Source organism: Nostoc sp. LEGE 12454, assembly GCF_056620565.1.
Genome location: NZ_JBWQXL010000020.1, coordinates 1 through 20,038, shown reverse-complemented (window position 1 = coordinate 20,038; position 20,038 = coordinate 1). Strand labels below are relative to the sequence as shown.

Here is a 20,038-nt window from a genome sequence, read left to right as displayed (position 1 = left end):
CTGCCCCCTATGTCTTCTTATGCAGCTTGCGGCTGAACCAGATTTTCTATTCCTTGAACCACGGTTGCTGATTCAATTTTGTCACCAGCTTTCAATTTATCCAAAACTTCTTTTCCTTCAGTGAGATAGCCAAAAACGGCATAACGACCATCCAATAGGTTGCGTCCGGCGGGGGTGAGTTCTGGTTCAAACAAAAAGAAGAAAAATTGTGATGAGCCACCATTTACTTCACTTTCAGGACGAGCCATGACTACTGCACCAAAGGCAGAAAAAGGTAGAACTGGCATATCAACGTAACGACCAGCTTCTTCTAGAGTAATGCCATAAGTAGGTGCTTTATCGCCTTTAACTAAAACTTCTAAGGGAATAGCGCGATATTTGCCCGTTGTTGGGTCAATGAAACCCACATCTTTCCCAGCAGGATCTCCAGTTTGGAGAAAGTAAGATTCTTCAGAACGGGTAAATTCTAAACCATTATAAAAACCCCTCTGTACCAAATCTACAAAATTACCAGCAGTTACAGGGGCGCTGTAACCATCTACGACAAGGGTCAAATCGCCTTTGTTGGTTTTAATTTCTACAGTGGCACGACCTTTAAGTTGTGGCAGGTTGCTATACTCAGCAGGCACTTCAAAGGGAAATTGTTTCACCATTGACTCTTCTAACTGAGTAACGAGATTTAGTAGTTTATTTCTCTCTTGCAGAATTTGTTCTTTATCTTTGCTGTTCGCCAATTCTTCCAATTTACCCACCCCAGATTTCAACTCGGTAATCCAAGCTTCGGCTTGGGGTTGGCGTTCTGCGGGAACGCTTGTTAAGATTTGGGAAGGTTTATCGAGAATGCGGGATGCTTGGCTGATGTCTTTGGAAATAGCACCCCAACGCCGATTGGCCCGCAGTTGAGCAGAGATGTCCTCTAAGCTGCCTTGTAGTTGCCGCACAGGTTTGTTATCTATCGGGAGTGCATACCGCAACAAAGCCTTTCCGTCGGTAATTGCATTGCCGGCTGGCAGTGCGGCGCTACTGGAGGGAGTCCACCCAGCTGTAGTTATGCCTAAAAATATTGTTACCAGCAGTATTGCCATTAGGCTGTTCTTCAGCCAGGATTTTAATAAGTTAAGCATGGGATAACTCAAATGCAGCAGTGAATTGTTGACTGGACGTAACCCATAAATAATCTTCCCACGTTAGGTGATGAGTGGAGCAGAGGTCTAGTGCAGAGGAAAAATGACTAATGAGAATGACACTAAACTAATGACAAATGCCCAATGACGACCCTAGAAGGGTACAATAAATGCCGATTGTCTTCCCAAATTTGAAAGTTTCATGATCTCTAGTAACGACTTTCGACCCGGTGTTTCAATTGTATTGGATGGGTCTGTATGGCGAGTGCTTGAATTCTTGCACGTCAAACCAGGCAAAGGTTCTGCCTTTGTACGAACTAAGCTAAAAAATGTCCAGAGTGGGAGCGTTATGGAAAAAACGTTCCGCGCAGGGGAAACAGTGCCGCAAGCCACTCTAGAAAAAAGCACGATGCAGCATACCTATAAAGAAGGCGATGAGTTTGTCTTTATGGATATGGAAACCTACGAAGAAGGCAGATTAACGCGCGAACAAATTGGCGATCGCGTCAAGTACCTGAAGGAAGGTATGGAAGCTGAAGTTATTAAGTGGGGCGAACAGGTTCTGGGAGTAGAGTTACCTAAGTCTGTGGTTCTGGAAATTGTACAAACAGATCCAGGCTTAAAAGGTGACACTGCCACAGGTGGCTCAAAACCAGCAACTCTGGAAACTGGTGCAGTTGTGATGGTTCCTTTATTTATTTCCCAAGGAGAACGTATCAAAGTTGATACTCAGGAAGATAAATATATCAGCAGGGAATAACTTTCATCTCCACGGAGATGCAAGTCCCGCTTGAAATCCCTACATAGGGATTAATTCCCTGCCACACTTAAAATGCTAATTTACGGATAGGTCGAGGTAATAAAAACTGTGCCATTGGACTTTAATGAAATCCGCCAACTACTGGCAACTATCGCACAAACAGATATTGCAGAAGTCATACTCAAAAGCGATGATTTTGAGCTAACAGTCCGTAAGGCTGTGATCGTTAGCAATCAGATGTTGTCGGTAGGTCAAGGGACTTTAGGCGGTGTGGTAGGTTCAGGCTTGACATCAGGTTCATCTGGGGGAAACCAGATGAGCGGAAGTCAGGTAACGGAGGTGTCCACATCTCGTGTATTTGAGAATACTGGAACTAGCACACAAATGCAGTTATCAGTAAATCCTCCCTCAACCATTGACCAGAGATTAGTAGAAGTGCCTTCCCCAATGGTAGGAACGTTTTATCGCGCTCCTGCGCCTGGGGAAGCGGCATTTGTGGAAGTGGGCGATCGCGTCCGCAAGGGTCAAACAGTCTGTATCATTGAAGCCATGAAGCTGATGAATGAAATCGAAGCCGAAGTCTCTGGACAGGTGATGGAAATTCTTCTCCAAAATGGCGACGCTGTAGAATATGGTCAACCTTTGATGCGAATTAACCCTGATTAAGTATTAATGTATATATGATGTGAGTCATTGTTAAAATTTTCTGTCCTTGCGGGTTAACCCTGATGAAACAAACGTTGCCTTTACCACCAGAAGTGGTGCAACAAGTAGCTGAATACTTCAGCCTGTTAAGTGAGCCAATGCGCCTGCGGCTGCTACACTTATTACGGGATGAAGAAAAATGCGTGCAAGAGTTGGTAGAGGCAACACAGACTTCTCAGGCAAATGTGTCAAAACACCTGAAGGTAATGTGGCAAGCAGGTATTCTTAGCCGCCGCAGTGAAGGAACTTGCGCCTATTACCGGGTGGAAGATCAAATGATTTTTGATTTGTGTAATCGGGTTTGCGATCGCCTCGCCACAAGGTTGGAGCAGCAAGCCCGTAATTTTCGCGTGTTAAATAGCAATCGTTAGGTCTTATTGCCCTTTGTCATTTGTCAGTTGTCATTTGTGAAAAACCAATGACTTATGACCAATGACTAAAGCGGATAATCTTTTTGAAAGTTTTCACGAGTTAGCGGTTGTTGTAACTCTAGGCCCTCACCGCCTAAAACATCCAACGGTTTGCCGTTCACGTCAATATACACCTTGGCTTTGGGATTTAAAGTTGTTGCAGTGTAAACAACTTGTCCTATACGGCCCATCATTGAGGTGCTACCACCACCACTGGTAAAATCTTCAGATAAATTAACGTGAACCTCATTATTTTCAGCTTTCAACCCCAAAAGCTTGGTTCCTTTTGGGATGGTTGTAGAATCTGTCCCTTCTGTTGGGCCTGCTAACAAACTTTGGAAAGCTGCTTCTAAAGGCTGGTTGGATCGAATAGAAGCGACTTTAACAGGCTGGGGAACCAAAGTAACATTTTTGTCGGTTGGTCTTAGCCAATAAACGTTAGGCGTTTGCTCATTAGCTGGCTGCCTAGTTGATGGCTGTGCTGGCTGATCGATGCGGCCAGAAGGGTTTGATGGTGTAGGAGTATTGCTGGATTGTGAAGTAAACCAAGCTACACCGCCACCCACCGCTACAACCGCAGCTGACACGGCTGCAATTACGCCTGAAGAAATACGATTAGATCCTTGTTGGTCTTTCATGTTCAAAACCTTCCTAACTGAGGGCTGATATGGTAGTTATGTGAGGAGCAGCCTGGTTAACGACGATACTTGTAACTGAAGAGTTTCTCACAATCTGGAAGAGACTTTGATGCCTTTTAATTTTGCAAGTACCTCATTCAATTTTAGAATTTTTACTTCTAATCCGTCACCTACCAAATTATGTAAATTTTGGGGAGTGGGGAATCTCATTTTTTACAGTATTTGGAAAACCTCTCTCCTAGAAGGAGAGAGACTTTGAATTTTCCGCCTTACCATTGTGGAAAGGGCATTAGGTTTTTCGTGTGACTTTCTAGATGAGGTGAAAAGTTAGGTTGGATAAAAAATTTTCTACTTTCTACTTACCTCTCCCCTCTATTGCTTCCTTAATCCACTGTTTGAGTGTAGTTGTCACTTCATCAATGACTATTTCTTGAGATTTACGGGTGGCTCTTTCTACAACTTCAACTTTGCCATTAGCGATCGCGCGTCCGGTTACAATTCGATAAGGTATGCCAATCAAGTCAGCATCTTTAAATTTCACTCCAGCCCGTTCGTCGCGATCGTCTAGTAGGGTTTCAATTCCCGCTTGATTGAGTTCTGTGTAAAGTTTTTGGGCGATTTCAATTTGTTGAGCATCTTTTATGTTGGGAATTGTGATAATCGCGTGGTAGGGTGCGATCGCAACTGGCCAAATAATCCCATCTTTATCATAAGATTGCTCTACGGCAGCTTGGGCTAATCGTGATACGCCCACGCCAAAACAACCCATCAATAGCGGCTTTTCTTCACCCTGTTCGTTGGTATAAGTTGCTCCCATTGCTTGGGAATATTTAGTACCTAATTGGAAGATGTGACCTGCTTCAATTCCACGGGCGCTTTGTAGGATTTGTTCTGGATTATGGATGGCGCGATCGCCTGGTCTTGACTTACGAATATCTACTACTCGGTCTGGTAACTTAAATTGCTCACCCCAATTAGCACCAACTACGTGATAGCCAGCTTCATTCGCGCCTGTAACAAAGTTTTTTAAATCAACGGCTGTTTGATCCACTAAGCGCAAAAACTTGGGATGGATCTGTTTATTGGCGTTAATATACTCATCTGCGATGTCTGGCGCAATGTAGCCTAAAGGTAGAGATTTTGCTGTCCATGCTTGCTGGGCTTCTACATTTGGTACATTCAAACTAATAATAGTTTTAGCACCATACTCAGAAGCTAATTTGGTCAATTCATTTTGCAATTTGACCTCATTAACTTCCCCATCGCCTCGGATGCTCACCAAAACTAATACCGTTATACCATTATCATAAACTGTCTGATAAAGGACATTTTTTACCAATTGAGTGGGAGAACAGTTGAGAAGTTGACAGACCTTTTCAATCGTCTCTGTTCCAGGTGTATCGCGTTTCTCATAGGTTGTAAACCGTGAGGTTTCGGCGTCAATTGGTAAAGAAACAGCCTTTTCTACGTTAGCGGCGTATTTACCATCCTCAGTGTAGAGAACTTCATCTTCACCAGCTTCTGCCAAAATCATAAATTCTGTAGAACCAGAACCACCAATTGCACCAGAATCAGCGTCCACTGCGCGAAAAGCTAAACCAGAACGCCGTAGGATATTGCTGTACGCTTTATACATATCCTGGTAAGTTTCCTTGAGGCTGGCTTCATCGGCATGGAAAGAATAGGCATCCTTCATGATAAACTCCCGTCCGCGCATTAAACCAAAGCGGGGACGAATTTCATCGCGGAATTTGGTTTGAATTTGGTAGAGATTTAGTGGTAGCTGGCGATAAGAGCGAATCATATCACGAGCGATCGCTGTGACTACTTCTTCATGAGTTGGGCCTAATCCTAATTGTTGCTCGCGGCGGTCAATTAGGGAAAACATGATCCCCTCAGCTTTAGTGTAAGTGTCCCAGCGTTCCGATTCCTTCCATAAATCAGCAGGTTGTAATTGTGGTAGGAGGCATTCTTGTGCGCCTGTAGCGTTCATTTCTTCCCGCACAATCTGAGAAACTTTTTGCAATACCCGCCACATTAAAGGCAAATAAGCATAAAGACCACTACCGATGCGACGAATGTAGCCTGCACGGAGTAATAATTTATGGCTAGGAATCTCAGCATCAGCTGGATCGTCCCGGAGTGTAACGAATAACATTTGTGAGAGTCGCATCTTTATAGCCTTTCTTCGATCGCTAATTTCTATGTCAACTAAAGTATGAAGTATTAAGGATGAAGTACAAAGTACACAGCGTTATTTATTTTTCATTTTTACTTATAGCCTTCCGCCTTTTTCGAGCGCAATTTTAGGAGAAAACTACCTTGGCAGATGTAATTTATCAAGCACAGCCACCCTTAGAATTTATTCCTCCGGCGTTTAACCCTTTATTTCTACGATTTATCCATCTGTTGCTACCCAGTTGGATAAACTGGCAAACACCTATTACCCAAATTGAAGCAGACAACGTAGAGGTGCTGGTGGATCTCTATCGCCAGTTTCAGGAGGGTAAGATCCGTTTTATGCTGGCATTTCGCCATCCTAAAACAGACGATCCATTTTGTTTGACCTACTTGCTGTCTCAACTCGTGCCAAAGGTAGCACGATCGCAAGGTACAACACTACAACATCCCATTCACGCTCATTTTATCTACGATCGCGGCATTCCTCTCTGGGCAGGTTCCTACGTTGGCTGGATTGCTTCTCGTTTAGGTGGTACTCCGATTCAGCGAGGTAAGGCTGACTGGACGGGGTTACGTTCGGCGCGTGAGTTGTTTGCCAATGGGAAATTTCCAATGGCGGCTGCGCCAGAAGGTGCTACCAATGGTTTATCAGAGAATATTAGCCCCCTAGAACCTGGTATTGCCCAATTAGGCTTTTGGTGTGCTGAAGATTTGCACAAAGCTGAACGCGACCAACAGGTTCTAATTGTACCAGTTGGGATTAAATATAGTTACGTTGATGCTCCTTGGGATGCGATCGCTAATCTTTTAAGTGAAATGGAAGCGGCTAGTGGTTTACCTGTGAATGCACCAGAACAGGCTTCGATAGAGTCGCTTTATCCCCGGTTGTTGACTTTGGCAGAACATTTACTTTCGTTAATGGAAAAATTTTACACGCGCTTTTATCATCTAAAGCTGTCAGATATCAAAACAGTAGTAGGAGAAATCGAAGATAGAAATGAAGCACTAGCAGTTCGTTTGCAAGCTTTATTGAATGCGGCGCTACTAATATCAGAACAGCATTTTGATTTGCAGTCAAAAGGTACTTTGAGTGACCGATGTCGCCGGGTAGAACAAGCTGGGTGGAATTATATTTTTAGAGAAGATTTTAAGGATGTAAAAGGAATATCTGCTGTCGAGAAAGCTTTAGGCGATCGCGTTGCCGAAGAAGCGAATGCACGGATGTGGCACATGCGTTTAGTAGAAAGCTTTGTGGCAGTTTCTGGTAATTATATTCGTGAGAAACCGACGGTAGAAAGGTTTGCTGAGACGACTTTAATTTTATGGCAAATGATAGCTAAAATCAAAGGCGATAAAAGTGTACAACGTCCACAATTGGGTAAGCAAAAAGTAAAAATCACTGTGGGTGAACCTATATCTATTTCTAAGCGTTACCCAGCATATAAGGAAAATCGCTTAGGTGCTAAACAAGCGGTTGCTGAGGTGACAAATCATTTACAACACGCATTGGAAAGTTTAATTTGAAAAACATGGAACTTATATACTCATTATCTTATATTATTTGGTAGTTGCTTTAGAATCTTTGGATATCCAAGATTCCCGCTAAAAGGTTGTAAAACTTAATTGACTACCATTGGTTCCTATCAGGTAAAAGTCCGAATTCAATCGACTGTTGAGGAAATAGCTTTTCTTTCCCCAGCTATAGAAAATGATATGCCAAACGATTGGTTCTGTAACTGGTTAAACTTCTGGAAAAATACTAGTTTTGAGTGTCAAAACATAGTCAAACTCGTTTACGAGGGCAAAGTTTGGGGATTAGTGCAATATGGTCTTTATCCCCATCCTGGATATCCCTGTTTTCTAGAAATAGAACATATAGAAGCCCATCCTACAAGTCGAGGAGATATAGCTGAACGGTTAATTGAACCAATCGGCAAATGGTTAATCTGGTATGCAGCCAAGGTGGGTCTAGAATTTTGTCAAACACAAGGAGACGAGCCGCTAGTTATTCTAGAAGCTATAGATACAGCTGTGTCATACTATAGAGATAAAGTGCAGATGGAATATCTTGGATTTGCACGTAGCACTCCTAGAGAAGATTTATATGGCTTCAGATTTTCACGAACAGCAGCAGCAAAATTCTGTCAGCTACACGAAAGTCAATGGGGAGAAGCAAAACTATATCAGCAGTGATGAAATAAGAGTAGGCTCAAGTGAGATGATGACTCACGCCCAACGGCAAGCTTTTTTAAAAACATCTCCTTTGGGAAAACTATTTGGTGTTGCACATTTACTCCCTGAAGTCGAAGAAACGACAAACAGAGAGTGTGCCCAGGTAAATAATGCAAAAGTAGAGATTATATTATCGGTTCGTGAAAAAATATTTTTACAAAATGTTCTGAGAATTTCTCACTCTTCTTTCTGGAAATTTTACTGTGCCTTGGTTTAGTTTATCAAAGGGAATTTAGTTTAATCGAGCTTGGTACGTCAACCTGGAAATACCTTGGATAAATCCATAACTAAATCAGGAAAACATGGCAGATTAACTGATTCATTTGGCAGATAAATTAACTTGCGGCGATAACCAAATTTAATTTGCAAAGTTTGATAAGGCTCGCTATAGCACTCCAGAGAATTATCGACTAAATTAAATATCCAATAATCAGAGATATTTGCTTCTGCATAAATAAGTAGCTTTTCCTCTTGGTCATATTTTAAGGATGAATCGGCAATCTCAATTAAGAGTAAAACATCAGATGGGCTGGGATGATTCGCTAGATAGTCATCATCTCTATTTTTTGCAATTACTCTATCTGGTTCAGGCTCACTGTTGTTAGACAAAGTAATTGGTTGTTGTCCTCGCAGGGTTGCGCGATCGCCTACTAGCTTATATAATTCTCGCTCTAGGCGTGTTTCACAAACAGAGTGCGGTGTACCTTTTGCTGCCATCTGAATTATTTCACCCCTAATTAGCTCAACTCGGTCATTCTCCTCAAAGAAGCCGAGTTCAGCTAGACGGTGATATTCAGCTATAGTAAAGCGTTTAGCAGTGGTAAGGCTCATAACAACTACGAGAATGCAGAGTTATTTTTATCTTAATATAGCTGTAGCTGATTAAACTTCACCGATAGAAGATAATGAGGTGTCTGGGTATTCTTCTTTATCACCTTCTATAGTTGCTTCTATACTTACACCCTTCCAGGGAAAATCAAAATATTGTTCCTGAACCGTTTTTAATTCCTTTATTGACTCTTGGAAAAATAATTTAATAGCAGATACGTGGTTTTCTTCAGATAAAAAATCTTTTAAGCTTTTTCGATAAAATATACCTGACCATGCTGGCAAAACTTTTAAATTACTAGGAGTCCATATATTAGGCTTATCGTTAATTACTTTCTGCATTGATTCAATAATTTTTGGGCGTTGTGCAAACTTATGAGAAACCTGCAAAAATATACCTAAATATGGATAATCAGTTAAATTACTTGGATTTAAACCGAAGTATCCAACACCACACCATAAGTCCCATGTTGAGGGAGAAAAGTGGGTGTAGATAATATATCTCTCGTCCCATTTCCATTGAGTCCTACTTGCCGCACCTTTGATAACACCTCCAAAAGCTAGCTTGAATTCCTGCTGTACTTCTTCACTGAGAGTTGATTCCATAATAAGGAGAGTTTTGTTATAATTCACCATTGTCAATAAGTCAATTGATGAAAATTGATTAATGTGAGACATTCTGCTATTCCTCATTAAAATTAGTATTTCTTGAGCTAAGATATCAGACGCGCGTTCTTTCAAGAAACTATAAAACTGATACCACCTCAGTTGGAAGAAATTAATCTTGGGTGATAACTCAAGGCAATACTCTTTGATTGCTGGTTTTGGATCACAATCATATTGTTTTATTTCTTCTTTTGGATCATAATCACGGGTAATGTAAATTAAAATTCGATGTCTAACATTTGGTAATTTACTTAAAATCTCAGCATATTTTTTTAATTGTCCTGGTATTTCTGTTGAGCCAATTTTTGATTCAATGAATATTACGTCTGTATTTAAACCAGTTGAAAGTTCAACCACAATATCAAGCCTACTATCCTCAGTATGCCTCGCCAGTGCTTGATGTTCTTGTTGGGTTGAAATCTTGATGCTGGAATAATTATCATCACTAATGATTAAGTGATGTTTTAGCCAACTAAGTAAAATATCATTATTTAGGGACAAAAAATAAGCAACAATCTCAGTAAAAAAATCTTCAAGCGGCTTGCTTCCTGAATGTAGATTGAGTAAATTGCTAAACAAAGACATTAATTTTTAGCTATTTAAGATATTTGCAGAAAATGTATACACAATAACTATGGTTGTAGTCCAGCTTGAACAAGGCTACTGAAAATTGTTAGAAGTTCTGTTTGTATTCGATATTACTAACGTTGCAGCAGTTATAACTTAGCCGATCGCAGTTTGACAAGAGTGCTATAATATACCAAAAAAATAGGGGTAGAATTTTTACCCCTAAAAACTTGTATATTATTTTAAAAATAGCTAGAGAAGCTTATTACTCTGAAGTTAAGTGACTTTCTAGCAAAGTTGCGATCGCATCAGGATGAATATTCTTGTATTTCTTTTTACCAAGCTGTAAAACACAGTTGGGAGCGCTGCCACAGCATTTTTGGCAACTTGTATGTTCAATAGTAACTTTGTCTAACAAACCGCGATCGCACAAAGTTTTTTCTAATTCTGATAATAAACCTTTACCACCACGTTTCAGGCAACCGCCCTTTTGACATACCATAATCCTCGCTTTGGTTTGAAGTGGTAAATCTTGTTTTGGACACGCATCAATTGGTGTCACTCGATAGGCTTTGATTTTAATTTTACTTGTGCGCGAGTCTATCTCACTATGACCACAAATGCGAATTTGCTGACCAGGAACTAAAGATGAACTTAGTAAAGAGCGTAACTCTTTAGGCAGTTTAATTTCTACATTTCCAGATGGAACTGCTAATTGCAAGTATTTATATTTTCCTGGTTCACCACCAACAAAACCTAGTAACTGTCCCTCAAGGTTCAATTCTGATAACGTCAAATACTTGTTACCCATGATTGATAAAAATTTAGGAGTGAGGAGTTAAAAGCGAAGAGTTAGGAGTGAGGAGTTAGGAGTGAGGAGTTAAAAATGAGGAGTTAGGAGTTAATAATGCATAACTCTTAGCTCAGAACTCTTAACTTCCAACTCAGAACTCTTAACTCCTAACTGTTTTTAAGCTAGGCGTTTAGCTTCTACTGTTTGAGGTAAATTTGCTGTGTCTGGCAATTCACGAAATTCTAATTCCCAACCATTTGCTAGGGTGAGAACTTTGCCATCATTTCCATCGGTTTGTTTGACAACTTCTTCTTCAAGGTCTTTTTTAGCAACGTAAACTACTAAAGTGCCGGCATCATTCATCCGTAGCATTACTTTCATGAGATTCCTCAACCGATTCTAGTTCTTTTTTCTTGCAGCCGACGACAAACCCTGTTTCTAAGAAATGCACAGCATATATATAGGAAGTCTGCAAATATGTGCCTATACTCGCTATGTAACCGATATCTCCCTTGTTTACCAAAACTTGGCCGACTTCCTTACCGGGAAAGGTACCATCGTTTTTTAGCAGTTTACGAACTCTGACTTTTTCACCAATTTCAAAAGCGGGTGGCAAGTTCAGTTCTAATTCATCGCGTTGCATGAGAGTACCTCTGTTCTCTGACCAAATTCAACAATTCTTCTGTCGTCAAACTGCGTTTTTTCTGTACCGATTGATGGCGTACTGCATCTAAAACAGATTGGGTTTCTTGAGAGTTCAAGAAAATTCCATGCTGTTCTAGCAAGTTAGCAACTAAATGCCGTCCAGAATGTTTACCTACTACTAAACGCCGTTCCCAACCTACCTCTTCGGGTGCAAATGGTTCGTAGGTGATGGGGTTTTGCAATACTCCGTGAGCATGGATGCCAGATTCGTGAGCAAAGGTGTTTTCGCCAACGATCGCTTTCCAGGGTGGTACATCTGCTCCTGATGCGGCTGCAACTAGTTGAGATAGTTCCAGCAAACTGGGTGTGTCAATGCCCAAATCAACGCCGTAGATACGTTTGATTGCCATGACAACTTCTTCTAATGCTGCATTTCCTGCCCGTTCACCCAATCCGTTGACTGTGGTATTCACTGATGAAGCTCCGGCTTTGATACCCGCAAGGGCATTGGCAGTTGCCATACCAAAATCATTATGCGTGTGGATTTCTAGGGGAATCGTCAACGCTGAAACCAGTCTTTGGACTTTGGTGTAGGTGGTGAAGGGGTCGAGAACTCCTACTGTGTCGCAGAAACGGAAACGGGATGCACCCCATTCTTGGGCATAAAGTGCTACATCTAAGAGGAAGTTTTCATCAGCTCTGGAAGAATCTTCTCCGCCGACTGCTACCCAAAGGCCTTGATCGAGGGCAAAGTTGATGGAGTCTTTGAGTTTTTGTAAACTTACTCGCCACTGACCATGAAATTTAGTGGCAATTTGGATACCAGAGACGGGAATGGCAATATGCACCCGATTCAAACCGCAGGCGATGGAAGCCTTGATATCTGAGATGACAGCGCGGTTCCAGCCCAAGAGTTTTGCTTGTAAACCCAAGTCTGAAATTGCAGCGATCGCACGGGTTTCTTCGTCACCCATTGCCGGTATACCCACTTCTAATTCCGGTATACCAATGGCATCGAGAAACTTAGCGATCGCTACTTTTTCTTGTAGAGTAAAGGCAACACCTGCGGCTTGTTCGCCATCACGTAATGTAGTGTCATTAATTATGATTTGATTCATTGCAAATATCCCTCTCTTGGAAGTATTCTTAATATCCTTTCCCTCTACAATCCCTCGTGATGGTAAATGCTAAAAATATCACAATTTATAATGTAGGATACATGATCCTTAATTATTGCCCCATTATTAGCATCACATCTGTATGGCAGGGAACTAAAACAATGTATAAATTACTAATCGTTTTTACCGATGTCAGTTGAAATGTCTTCGAGTAGCAATGAACTAATATAACTATTAGCAAATCCGGAACAAAGTAATACACAAAAGCCAGCAATTAAGGATGTAATCATCTTCGTAACCTCATATTTTCTAGTACATCTGGGTGTAATTTAGGCAGGTAATGGTACTCAACCTTAAGAGGTGCAAATTCGCTAACTTTGGTCTGCTAGCCAATCAAAAATTTTTCCTAGCTGCTCCAAGTCAACGAAACCATATTGCCAGAGGAGCATCGGTAGCGGGCCATTTTCTAATTCACGGTGTCGCAGAGCTACAGCAATATCGGCATTTGAAAGTTCAAGTTCATTGTGCAAAAAATTGAGTAGTTTTATATCTCTGTTCCGAGTCGCCATAAGTGATTGAACTTTCAATTTCTTAATTTGGGAAAAAGTTAAAAATCAGAAATTCCAATTTATATTTAGGAATTTCGTCTTTTTAATTGTTGCTATATGTCAGGGAAATTTCAGATTTAGTAGACCCAACAAAATATAAACCCCGTCTAATCCATCTCAGTCTGCAACAAATTCTGCTAGCGGACAGTAGCTTCAAACTCTAAACCTATTTGAGCTTTGTGCATCTATGAACAAAAAGGATAAAGTCCAGTACTTGCGTCATGAATTCAAGATTAATCGTGCCTAAATTAGGTCTTTTTGAAATAATCATGACTCATCACTATAATGCCAGCAACGCTCTAGCCATTCTAATAATTCGTGACGAGAAGCAAGAAGTTGCATAACTGTACTACGAATTAGAATTACTTCGAGCAAATTGTTCACTTGCACCCGTAAAGAACCATCGGGGGGACAAGAGCAATTAATTTTTAACTCCTGCAAACGGTGATAGATTCGCCAGCGATCGCTCAAAGGAATCTGCAAAATATGATTTGTCATTTGTCATTTGTCATTTGTCCTTTGTCATTTGTCAGTTGTCCTTTGTCCTTTGTCATTTGCTAATGACCAATACTTCGACTACGCTCAGTACAAGTGACCAATGACTAATGACTCTTAACGCCTAAAGTTTGCAGTTGTTTTTCGAGTTCTTCAATGCGCGAGAGCAAAGAACGAATCACGGTTGCTTCCACATCGGGTAGCTTTCCATGTTCTAAAGGAGAAAGGCTGGCGCTTTCGTTGCGAGAAATAATTCTGCCGGGAACTCCCACAACAGTGCGATCGCTGGGGACATTCTGCAAGACAACGGAACCTGCGCCAATACGGACGCGATCGCCAATTTGCAGATTACCCAAAACTTTCGCACCCGCCCCAATCACTGCATTTTTGCCGACTGTGGGATGACGCTTACCAGTTTCTTTACCAGCTCCGCCAAGGGTGACGCCCTGATAAATCAGTGTATAGTCGCCCACGATCGCAGTTTCGCCAATGACTACTCCCATTCCGTGGTCGATAAACACGCCCTCACCAATCTCTGCACCTGGGTGAATTTCAATACCTGTCAAAAATCGCCCCAAATGAGAAATTAAACGGGGGATAAAACCGACTCCTCGACAATGTAACCAGTGAGCAAGACGATGCAAACATAGCGCGTGCAATCCAGGGTAGCAAAACACCACTTCTAGCCAATTACGTGCTGCGGGATCGCGCTCAAAAATAATGCGAAAATCACTCAATAATGGCTCAAAAAAAACGCCAGAGAGAAGATTTTTCAGCATGGATGTACGGGCAGAATCCTGCGTTTTGGTACTTGGGGGATTGCTAATACTGTCTAAAGACTGTTGCATCGGTAATGTCTATCTGGTAAAAAAGTCATCTGCTATTTTTATGCTTATATCAGGTGACATCCAACTCGATATAAAACCCAATGCTGATTGGATTTATTGGATTGATTGAGGTTGTACTCAAACGCCGAAACCCCGACTCCAGATAAACTGAAAATTTATCTTGGGGTAGGGGCACTAGTATTTAATGATGGGGGTACTAGTATTTTTGGGGCAGGGGTTAAGAATTTATGTTCGCGCTACAAGAAACTTTACCCGTAAGCATTTGCTAAGATTTTATCAAAATATTTTGCAATATATTAAGCTGTACTCAGATGCACTCAAATATGAATTTGGTAAGGCTATAAATCTATTTTCTGTATATCCTATTACTATTAGTATCTTATTATTTGGATAGGCGAAAGACAGGTTTCTTTATTTTCTTTTAGGATTTGCTGTCTGTATGTATGTATACGTTTCAAAATATAGTTATCGCTCATCACGACTGTTTTCTTATTATATAGATGTGTGGGAATAGCGATCGCAAAATCTTAAAACAGCAGAATAGGTAAATGTTCTCATAGCAATTAAACTTATTGCATGAATCAATGAGCTTTCACCCTAAATCCCTCTCCCAAGCTTGGGAGAGGGACTTTGAATTTGTCTCCCTTTCTCCCAATTTTGAGAGAAGGGGTTGGGGGATGAGGGCTAGTTTTGTATTCGTGCAAGAGTCTATTAAATAATTACTGATTCCTGTCTGCCAAGACAGGTATATTACACTACACACAAAAGCTGTAGAAACTTGTTAATGGAGTTCAAAGACTCATTAATGGAGTTCAAAGCCTCTTTAATGAGTATCAAAGACTCTTTAATGGAGTTCAAAGCCTCTTTAATGGAGTTCAAAGCCTCTTTAATGAGTATCAAAGACTCTTTAATGGAGTTTAAAGACTCATTAATGAGTATCAAAGCCTCATTAATGGAGTTCAAAGCCTCTTTAATGAGTATCAAAGCCTCTTTAATGGAGTTCAAAGACTCATTAATGAGTATCAACGACTCAAGAACCAGATACAGCTTTAGCTGGTCTACCTTTGATAGCTTTAAAGCGTTCGCCCAACTGTTCAGCGACAGTTTTTAAGCCTGGAGTCTTTTTTGATGCAGTCTTCACGTAATCATAAACAGTCAAACTGCTAGTCATAGCTTCACTACCGACAGCCATTAGGGTATCATCTACTTGTTCGGTGAGTTGCTGCATTGAGGTTAAAAGTTCGGTAAGCGCAGCAGCTAATTGATAATCTTGAACCAGTTCCTCAACGTCAAAAGTGGCTGGAAGAATTTCGCGGTTAGACTGAGCAGCAGTGATGCTATTGTTTACAAAAGCTAGGCTTTTATCGCCCATTTTTACTAACTTACGCCGTTCTTCAGTGCTGAGAGTAATTAGAAAGGGCATCTTTCTTTGGACTGTCTGTAGCGCGGCTTTAATTTCTTGGATATCTTCTGGCGAAAGGGAGGCTGCAATATTCTGATAAGCCATTATATATTTACCTTGGGAGTTCTAATGGTGAAGTAGCAATAGTTGCTAAGTATAGAATTCCCATTGGTGGATGCGATCGCACATCATAACCTATTTATTTATCTGTTTTAGCGCCGATGCTGAGGGATACTGACCAGATGCAATCAAAGCTTGTCGTTCTACAATCCTTTCATCGCCGTTAAAATCTAGGATGCGTGCGGTAACTTCACCGATATCTGTTTGATGGTAAATCACAGCCTCATCTAGTCGAAAATGAGCGCCCCAAAAGTCTCTGCGTGGGTTAAAAAATCGGACAAGTTCGCCAGTTTGCCAATTAATTGACCCCAAATCCGTCCCTTTTTGCAGGTTACAGAAAATACAGGCATAGCAGAGATTATCTGCTGTTGTAGCACCGCCGTGTTTGATGTCGATTATATGGTCAACTTGACAACCCGACGATCTATCTTCTTCAGAAACGAGACAATACTCGCAAATATGCTCGGCGCGATCGCTAACTAAACGCCGCAATTCTGCATTAATATATGGACGAGACACTTTGAATACTTACTCCGCGCTGATGTACTGACGAGCTTTTGCTTTTGCTAGTAGCATAATATGCTCTAGCGTGAGGAAATGATCTAACTCTCGCTGGTCACTTCCTGTAAGCCCTTCAGTTTTTGCGCGGTAAACAAGATCCTCTAAACGGTCTTTGGCTGCATCCGAGAGTTTGAAATCGATAACACTTTGGGGAGTGGTTCCAGCAGCAATAAACTCTATAATTTCATCGTAGACTTTGGCTGTATTTACAGATGTAGTCATGAGATTACCTATTTTTATTTAATTTTACTAATTTACATGGGATAAGCAGAAAGCCCTCATGTAGAGACGCGATTTATCGCGTCTGAAAAACTGGCACGTTAGACGCGATAAATCGCCGTCTCTACAAGAATATTCTCGTCAATTATTGCTTAATTGTGCCAACTTCTTCTGAGCAAATTCCCGCACTTGCTTATCTGGGTCATTTTGTGTGCGATCGCGCAACAGTGGTAAAGTCTGGGGATGCTGAGGAAATTGCTTGATAATTATCTCAAGCGCAATATGCCGAGGATTGGTTTGCCAAGTTGTCATACGCTTGAAAGGATCATTAATAGAGCGACTAAACAAGAATTCAAACATCCAAGCCTCATCTTTCCACCCCCAAGCCAATTGCTTTAATGCTACCCGTCGCACAGACCAATCATAATCAAGTTGAGCGCAGTTTTTGAGAAAAAGTAAGGTTTCGGGGTCAGTTTTCCAACCTTTAGCTAATGCTTGAACTGCTCCAAATCGTACAGCAGGATTAAAGGACATAGAGCAGGCTTTGAGCCACAGCAAAGTTTCGTGGTCGTCTTTCCACTCCCTGGCAACCTCTTGCACTGCTGTACTTTGTATATCCCAATCTCCATAGGTATGAGAAAGTTCTTTTAGCCACGGTAAAGTTTCAGGGTCATCTTTCCAAGTAGTTGTAATTGCTGTAACAGCTTGAGTACGAATTTCCCGAATTAGATCAAATTTATTACCTGAAGCCCGAGAATTATCTTCATATCCATATCCGAATAAATCCTTTAGCGAATTGTGTAATTTATTAGCTGTTGACACAATCGCCGAGCGATTTCTCACCTCTACAAGACACTTAGCCGCTAAAAAGAGATTGACAAACTTTTCCGCTTCGCCATCTTGCGCCATTAAATAATCAATAATCTCCCCAACAAATCTTGGCTCAATCATCCCCGCAATTAGCAGCAAGACTTCATGCCAACTTTCATCTTGCCAGTGTTTACCAAAAACTTCATTCTTCAGTTCCTCAATAGTCAGCGTTTGCGTTTCTTTAAACTGCCAGACAAACTCCCAAGCACAGAAATATTCTAAAAAAGTCCGATGCACAAAAGCATAATAATCCGCACCCAGGAAACATAACATAAAGTTGCGAGTCCGCAGTTGATTAATCATCACCCGCGCAGCTTCTCTAGGTTTATCAAATTCTATGGTTTTGAGATAATCAGTCAGAACTTTGACTAAATCATTTTCATTAATCAAATTCCCTGCCAAACCTTTCTCACCAGTTTGCATAAAATAAGCAACCTGACGCAGCATCGCTTGCTTATCTTTATAATCAATCGTCTTCGGATCTAACCTCTTATCTTCTGTCAAAGCGCGTTCTACATCCCATTGATGCAGCAACACCCGCGATGCTTGATCGTAAAGTGTAGCTCTATCTCTTGGTAGCTCTTGATTCCGATTAAGAATTGCCATCATCGTCAACAGCAGAGGATTTCCCGCCAATTCTGCAATAGATTTGGAAGCTGCAATTCCTCTTTGCAGCCGTTCCCGTTTTCTCACTTTATCTACTGCATCGGTAAAAGTTAACTCATGCCAACGGTTGATAAAATCCTGAATTTGTTCTGAGTCTAAATCTTGTAAGATAAAGTGGCGAAACTCAGCATTAAGCAATCGTTGCGGTTTATAGCCAATAATCCGAGAAGTGACAATTACCTGCACATCAGGATAGTCATTAGTAAAGCGATGAATATCAGTAATTACATCCTCTCGCTTACCAGGGTCAAATACCTCATCCAAACCATCAAACATCACTAAGGCATTACCAGCTTTTAATTGTTTATCTAATTCAAGCTGATTGAGATGATGAACAGCACCACTACATTGATGAAAAAATTCTAGAAAATTATTGCACTCTTTATCTTCCCGTCGCCGCATATAAGTGCGTAACTCAATTAGCAACGGAATTGGTAATGAGATAACATTATCCAGTGGAGACTCAGCCCAATTCAAAGCCAGAAATTGCAACAATGTAGACTTACCTGAACCAGGATCGCCCAAAATCACAGTATATTTATAATCTTGCTTTTTATTGACAACATCTAAAACTGAACGGATCGGCTGTTCAAAATAAACCCGTTTGTGGCGTTCTAATTCTTCTAATTCCACTTCAGCTTCTACTTGGTCAGTTTCTCGCAGCCGTCTAAGATGTTCTTTAGGCAGTTCGTGAACTTGTGGTAAAACTTGATGAGCTTCCCGGACATTTTGAGCAGTAAAAATCCGCCATAATTTAAGCTCGTTATAAGCATAGCCGCTAGTATCTAAGCTATCTAACTTGAGATTGCCATAGCTTTCGCGGATTCCTTCTTGATATTTAACTAAATTAAATGCGGTAATTTTCTGAGCATTGCCTTCTAAGATGTCTTTGATTTTATCCAAGTTTTGGGAATCCAGAACATCTCTGAGTTCAGGAATACCTTGAATAATCTCTTTAACCTTTTGCAGATATTTCTTAGCAATCCGCTTCCAGTTAAAATCATCTGGTAAGGGATTGGAGATATTAATTTTATCCCAAATTTCTTGTAATCTATTAGTGTCTATAGCTGGATTATTATCTTTAAAGGCGTTTCCCAAAATTTCTTTGACTTCTTGATTTTTGAGAAATTGCTTTATCGGCTGCGTATACTTTTTGATTTCATCTTCAGAAAGTTCTCCACCTTTTAAATCTTCCTGCACAAGTTGTAAAAATTCTTTTAAAGCTTTACCAGCAGCGATTTCTATGTCTTCCTTCTTAAGTTTCTCTAAAATATTGCCAGGGATGCCTTTTAATAAATCTTTAGCCCAATCTTTAGCAGCATCCTTGGCTAAGTCTTCCAGAATGGGTTTAAAAATCAACCCCGCGGCCTGAGTTACACCCCAAATAGCTAACCAGTCCAGCATAATACTCGCTTCTGTTGAGATTTTGATTACGAGTATATCCACTAGCTGGAGTAATAGACCTCTTGCAAAAGTCCCAAATACGTGGGACAAGTAGGTTAGAGTTGGGTAGCATTGATGACATACGAACAAGTAAAAATCTTAAAGCCAGAAGACTTTAAACGCTTGTGTGGTGTACGAC

The 20,038-nt window shown here is 40.9% G+C and carries 22 protein-coding genes; 6 read left to right on the top strand and 16 right to left on the bottom strand.

Annotated features, from left to right (window positions below):
* Positions 1–17: 17 nt before the first annotated feature.
* Positions 18–1,124: a peptidylprolyl isomerase gene (locus AC1F2U_RS20450; RefSeq protein WP_480262748.1), complete on the bottom strand. Its 1,107-nt coding sequence runs from the start codon at positions 1,122–1,124 to the stop codon at positions 18–20.
* A 202-nt stretch (positions 1,125–1,326) separates the two neighbouring features.
* Between AC1F2U_RS20450 and efp the strand changes: the two genes are divergently transcribed.
* The 3 genes from efp (at position 1,327) to AC1F2U_RS20435 (ending at position 2,960) form a co-directional block, all read left to right on the top strand.
* Positions 1,327–1,884, top strand: a complete 558-nt coding sequence (efp, locus tag AC1F2U_RS20445) for an elongation factor P (RefSeq protein ID WP_194042039.1) — start codon at positions 1,327–1,329, stop codon at positions 1,882–1,884.
* A 108-nt stretch (positions 1,885–1,992) separates the two neighbouring features.
* Positions 1,993–2,550, top strand: coding sequence for an acetyl-CoA carboxylase biotin carboxyl carrier protein (accB, locus tag AC1F2U_RS20440; protein ID WP_480262747.1), 558 nt, complete (start codon positions 1,993–1,995; stop codon positions 2,548–2,550).
* Positions 2,551–2,612: 62 nt separating this feature from the next.
* Complete coding sequence (locus AC1F2U_RS20435) at positions 2,613–2,960, top strand: ArsR/SmtB family transcription factor (protein ID WP_334811386.1); 348 nt, start codon at positions 2,613–2,615, stop codon at positions 2,958–2,960.
* A gap of 65 nt (positions 2,961–3,025) precedes the next feature.
* Here the strand turns inward: AC1F2U_RS20435 and AC1F2U_RS20430 are convergent, their stop codons facing one another.
* Positions 3,026–3,637 (bottom strand): GerMN domain-containing protein, encoded by a 612-nt coding sequence (locus AC1F2U_RS20430; protein ID WP_480262746.1) that lies wholly within the window; start codon positions 3,635–3,637, stop codon positions 3,026–3,028.
* Positions 3,638–3,992: 355 nt separating this feature from the next.
* Positions 3,993–5,810: a proline--tRNA ligase gene (locus AC1F2U_RS20425; protein ID WP_480262745.1), complete on the bottom strand. Its 1,818-nt coding sequence runs from the start codon at positions 5,808–5,810 to the stop codon at positions 3,993–3,995.
* A gap of 149 nt (positions 5,811–5,959) precedes the next feature.
* Between AC1F2U_RS20425 and AC1F2U_RS20420 the strand changes: the two genes are divergently transcribed.
* The 3 genes from AC1F2U_RS20420 to AC1F2U_RS20410 all read left to right on the top strand — a co-directional run bounded on the left by AC1F2U_RS20420 (position 5,960) and on the right by AC1F2U_RS20410 (position 8,267).
* The gene (locus tag AC1F2U_RS20420) at positions 5,960–7,342 is read left to right on the top strand and encodes a 1-acyl-sn-glycerol-3-phosphate acyltransferase (protein WP_480262744.1); all 1,383 of its coding nucleotides are present in this window, start codon (positions 5,960–5,962) and stop codon (positions 7,340–7,342) included.
* Between the two features lie 99 nt (positions 7,343–7,441).
* Complete coding sequence (locus tag AC1F2U_RS20415; RefSeq protein WP_480262743.1) at positions 7,442–8,011, top strand: hypothetical protein; 570 nt, start codon at positions 7,442–7,444, stop codon at positions 8,009–8,011.
* Entirely contained in the window at positions 7,923–8,267 is a 345-nt protein-coding gene (locus tag AC1F2U_RS20410) for a hypothetical protein (RefSeq protein WP_480262822.1), read from the top strand. The genes AC1F2U_RS20415 and AC1F2U_RS20410 overlap by 89 nt, the downstream gene beginning before the upstream one ends.
* Positions 8,268–8,305: 38 nt before the next feature.
* On the opposite strand, the gene AC1F2U_RS20405 is transcribed toward AC1F2U_RS20410, so the two are convergent.
* The 13 genes from AC1F2U_RS20405 to AC1F2U_RS20345 form a co-directional block, all read right to left on the bottom strand.
* Positions 8,306–8,881: a Uma2 family endonuclease gene (locus AC1F2U_RS20405; RefSeq protein ID WP_480262742.1), complete on the bottom strand. Its 576-nt coding sequence runs from the start codon at positions 8,879–8,881 to the stop codon at positions 8,306–8,308.
* 51 nt (positions 8,882–8,932) lie between these two features.
* Positions 8,933–10,129, bottom strand: coding sequence for a PD-(D/E)XK nuclease family protein (locus tag AC1F2U_RS20400; protein WP_480262741.1), 1,197 nt, complete (start codon positions 10,127–10,129; stop codon positions 8,933–8,935).
* Between the two features lie 247 nt (positions 10,130–10,376).
* On the bottom strand, positions 10,377–10,922 hold the full coding sequence (locus AC1F2U_RS20395) for a (2Fe-2S) ferredoxin domain-containing protein (RefSeq protein WP_480262740.1): 546 nt from the start codon (positions 10,920–10,922) through the stop codon (positions 10,377–10,379).
* 159 nt (positions 10,923–11,081) lie between these two features.
* Positions 11,082–11,285 carry a putative nitrogen fixation protein NifT gene (gene nifT / locus AC1F2U_RS20390; protein WP_322649722.1) on the bottom strand — a complete coding sequence of 68 codons (204 nt, stop codon included), beginning with the start codon at positions 11,283–11,285 and terminating at the stop codon, positions 11,082–11,084.
* A complete protein-coding gene (locus AC1F2U_RS20385) occupies positions 11,260–11,547 on the bottom strand; it encodes a nitrogen fixation protein NifZ (RefSeq protein WP_069070441.1) in 288 nt (95 codons plus the stop codon). Before AC1F2U_RS20385 ends, nifT begins: the two co-directional genes overlap by 26 nt.
* Entirely contained in the window at positions 11,534–12,667 is a 1,134-nt protein-coding gene (gene nifV, locus AC1F2U_RS20380) for a homocitrate synthase (protein WP_480262739.1), read from the bottom strand. Before nifV ends, AC1F2U_RS20385 begins: the two co-directional genes overlap by 14 nt.
* A 371-nt stretch (positions 12,668–13,038) precedes the next feature.
* The gene (locus tag AC1F2U_RS20375) at positions 13,039–13,236 is read right to left on the bottom strand and encodes a DUF2949 domain-containing protein (RefSeq protein WP_094349915.1); all 198 of its coding nucleotides are present in this window, start codon (positions 13,234–13,236) and stop codon (positions 13,039–13,041) included.
* Positions 13,237–13,542: 306 nt separating this feature from the next.
* Positions 13,543–13,773, bottom strand: coding sequence for an Asr1405/Asl0597 family protein (locus tag AC1F2U_RS20370; protein WP_480262738.1), 231 nt, complete (start codon positions 13,771–13,773; stop codon positions 13,543–13,545).
* Positions 13,774–13,877: 104 nt separating this feature from the next.
* Positions 13,878–14,618 (bottom strand): serine O-acetyltransferase, encoded by a 741-nt coding sequence (cysE, locus tag AC1F2U_RS20365; RefSeq protein ID WP_480262737.1) that lies wholly within the window; start codon positions 14,616–14,618, stop codon positions 13,878–13,880.
* 1,030 nt (positions 14,619–15,648) lie between these two features.
* The gene (locus tag AC1F2U_RS20360) at positions 15,649–16,125 is read right to left on the bottom strand and encodes a hypothetical protein (RefSeq protein ID WP_480262736.1); all 477 of its coding nucleotides are present in this window, start codon (positions 16,123–16,125) and stop codon (positions 15,649–15,651) included.
* A 90-nt stretch (positions 16,126–16,215) separates the two neighbouring features.
* Positions 16,216–16,659 (bottom strand): HNH endonuclease, encoded by a 444-nt coding sequence (locus AC1F2U_RS20355; protein ID WP_480262735.1) that lies wholly within the window; start codon positions 16,657–16,659, stop codon positions 16,216–16,218.
* Positions 16,660–16,668: 9 nt separating this feature from the next.
* Positions 16,669–16,923, bottom strand: coding sequence for a hypothetical protein (locus AC1F2U_RS20350; protein ID WP_480262734.1), 255 nt, complete (start codon positions 16,921–16,923; stop codon positions 16,669–16,671).
* 138 nt (positions 16,924–17,061) lie between these two features.
* Positions 17,062–19,860: an NACHT domain-containing protein gene (locus AC1F2U_RS20345; RefSeq protein ID WP_480262733.1), complete on the bottom strand. Its 2,799-nt coding sequence runs from the start codon at positions 19,858–19,860 to the stop codon at positions 17,062–17,064.
* Positions 19,861–20,038: the final 178 nt, after the last annotated feature.

Coding starts and splice junctions, on each gene's coding strand:
- AC1F2U_RS20395 (WP_480262740.1), bottom strand. CDS start 10,922: ATGGGTAACAAGTATTTGACGTTATCAGAATTGAACCTTGAGGGACAG.
- cysE (WP_480262737.1), bottom strand. CDS start 14,618: ATGCAACAGTCTTTAGACAGTATTAGCAATCCCCCAAGTACCAAAACG.
- AC1F2U_RS20350 (WP_480262734.1), bottom strand. CDS start 16,923: ATGACTACATCTGTAAATACAGCCAAAGTCTACGATGAAATTATAGAG.
- AC1F2U_RS20370 (WP_480262738.1), bottom strand. CDS start 13,773: ATGACAAATCATATTTTGCAGATTCCTTTGAGCGATCGCTGGCGAATC.
- AC1F2U_RS20410 (WP_480262822.1), top strand. CDS start 7,923: ATGGCTTCAGATTTTCACGAACAGCAGCAGCAAAATTCTGTCAGCTAC.
- efp (WP_194042039.1), top strand. CDS start 1,327: ATGATCTCTAGTAACGACTTTCGACCCGGTGTTTCAATTGTATTGGAT.
- AC1F2U_RS20385 (WP_069070441.1), bottom strand. CDS start 11,547: ATGCAACGCGATGAATTAGAACTGAACTTGCCACCCGCTTTTGAAATT.
- AC1F2U_RS20345 (WP_480262733.1), bottom strand. CDS start 19,860: ATGCTGGACTGGTTAGCTATTTGGGGTGTAACTCAGGCCGCGGGGTTG.
- nifV (WP_480262739.1), bottom strand. CDS start 12,667: ATGAATCAAATCATAATTAATGACACTACATTACGTGATGGCGAACAA.
- AC1F2U_RS20450 (WP_480262748.1), bottom strand. CDS start 1,124: ATGCTTAACTTATTAAAATCCTGGCTGAAGAACAGCCTAATGGCAATA.
- nifT (WP_322649722.1), bottom strand. CDS start 11,285: ATGAAAGTAATGCTACGGATGAATGATGCCGGCACTTTAGTAGTTTAC.
- AC1F2U_RS20430 (WP_480262746.1), bottom strand. CDS start 3,637: ATGAAAGACCAACAAGGATCTAATCGTATTTCTTCAGGCGTAATTGCA.
- AC1F2U_RS20360 (WP_480262736.1), bottom strand. CDS start 16,125: ATGGCTTATCAGAATATTGCAGCCTCCCTTTCGCCAGAAGATATCCAA.
- AC1F2U_RS20435 (WP_334811386.1), top strand. CDS start 2,613: ATGAAACAAACGTTGCCTTTACCACCAGAAGTGGTGCAACAAGTAGCT.
- AC1F2U_RS20425 (WP_480262745.1), bottom strand. CDS start 5,810: ATGCGACTCTCACAAATGTTATTCGTTACACTCCGGGACGATCCAGCT.
- AC1F2U_RS20400 (WP_480262741.1), bottom strand. CDS start 10,129: ATGTCTTTGTTTAGCAATTTACTCAATCTACATTCAGGAAGCAAGCCG.
- AC1F2U_RS20375 (WP_094349915.1), bottom strand. CDS start 13,236: ATGGCGACTCGGAACAGAGATATAAAACTACTCAATTTTTTGCACAAT.
- AC1F2U_RS20405 (WP_480262742.1), bottom strand. CDS start 8,881: ATGAGCCTTACCACTGCTAAACGCTTTACTATAGCTGAATATCACCGT.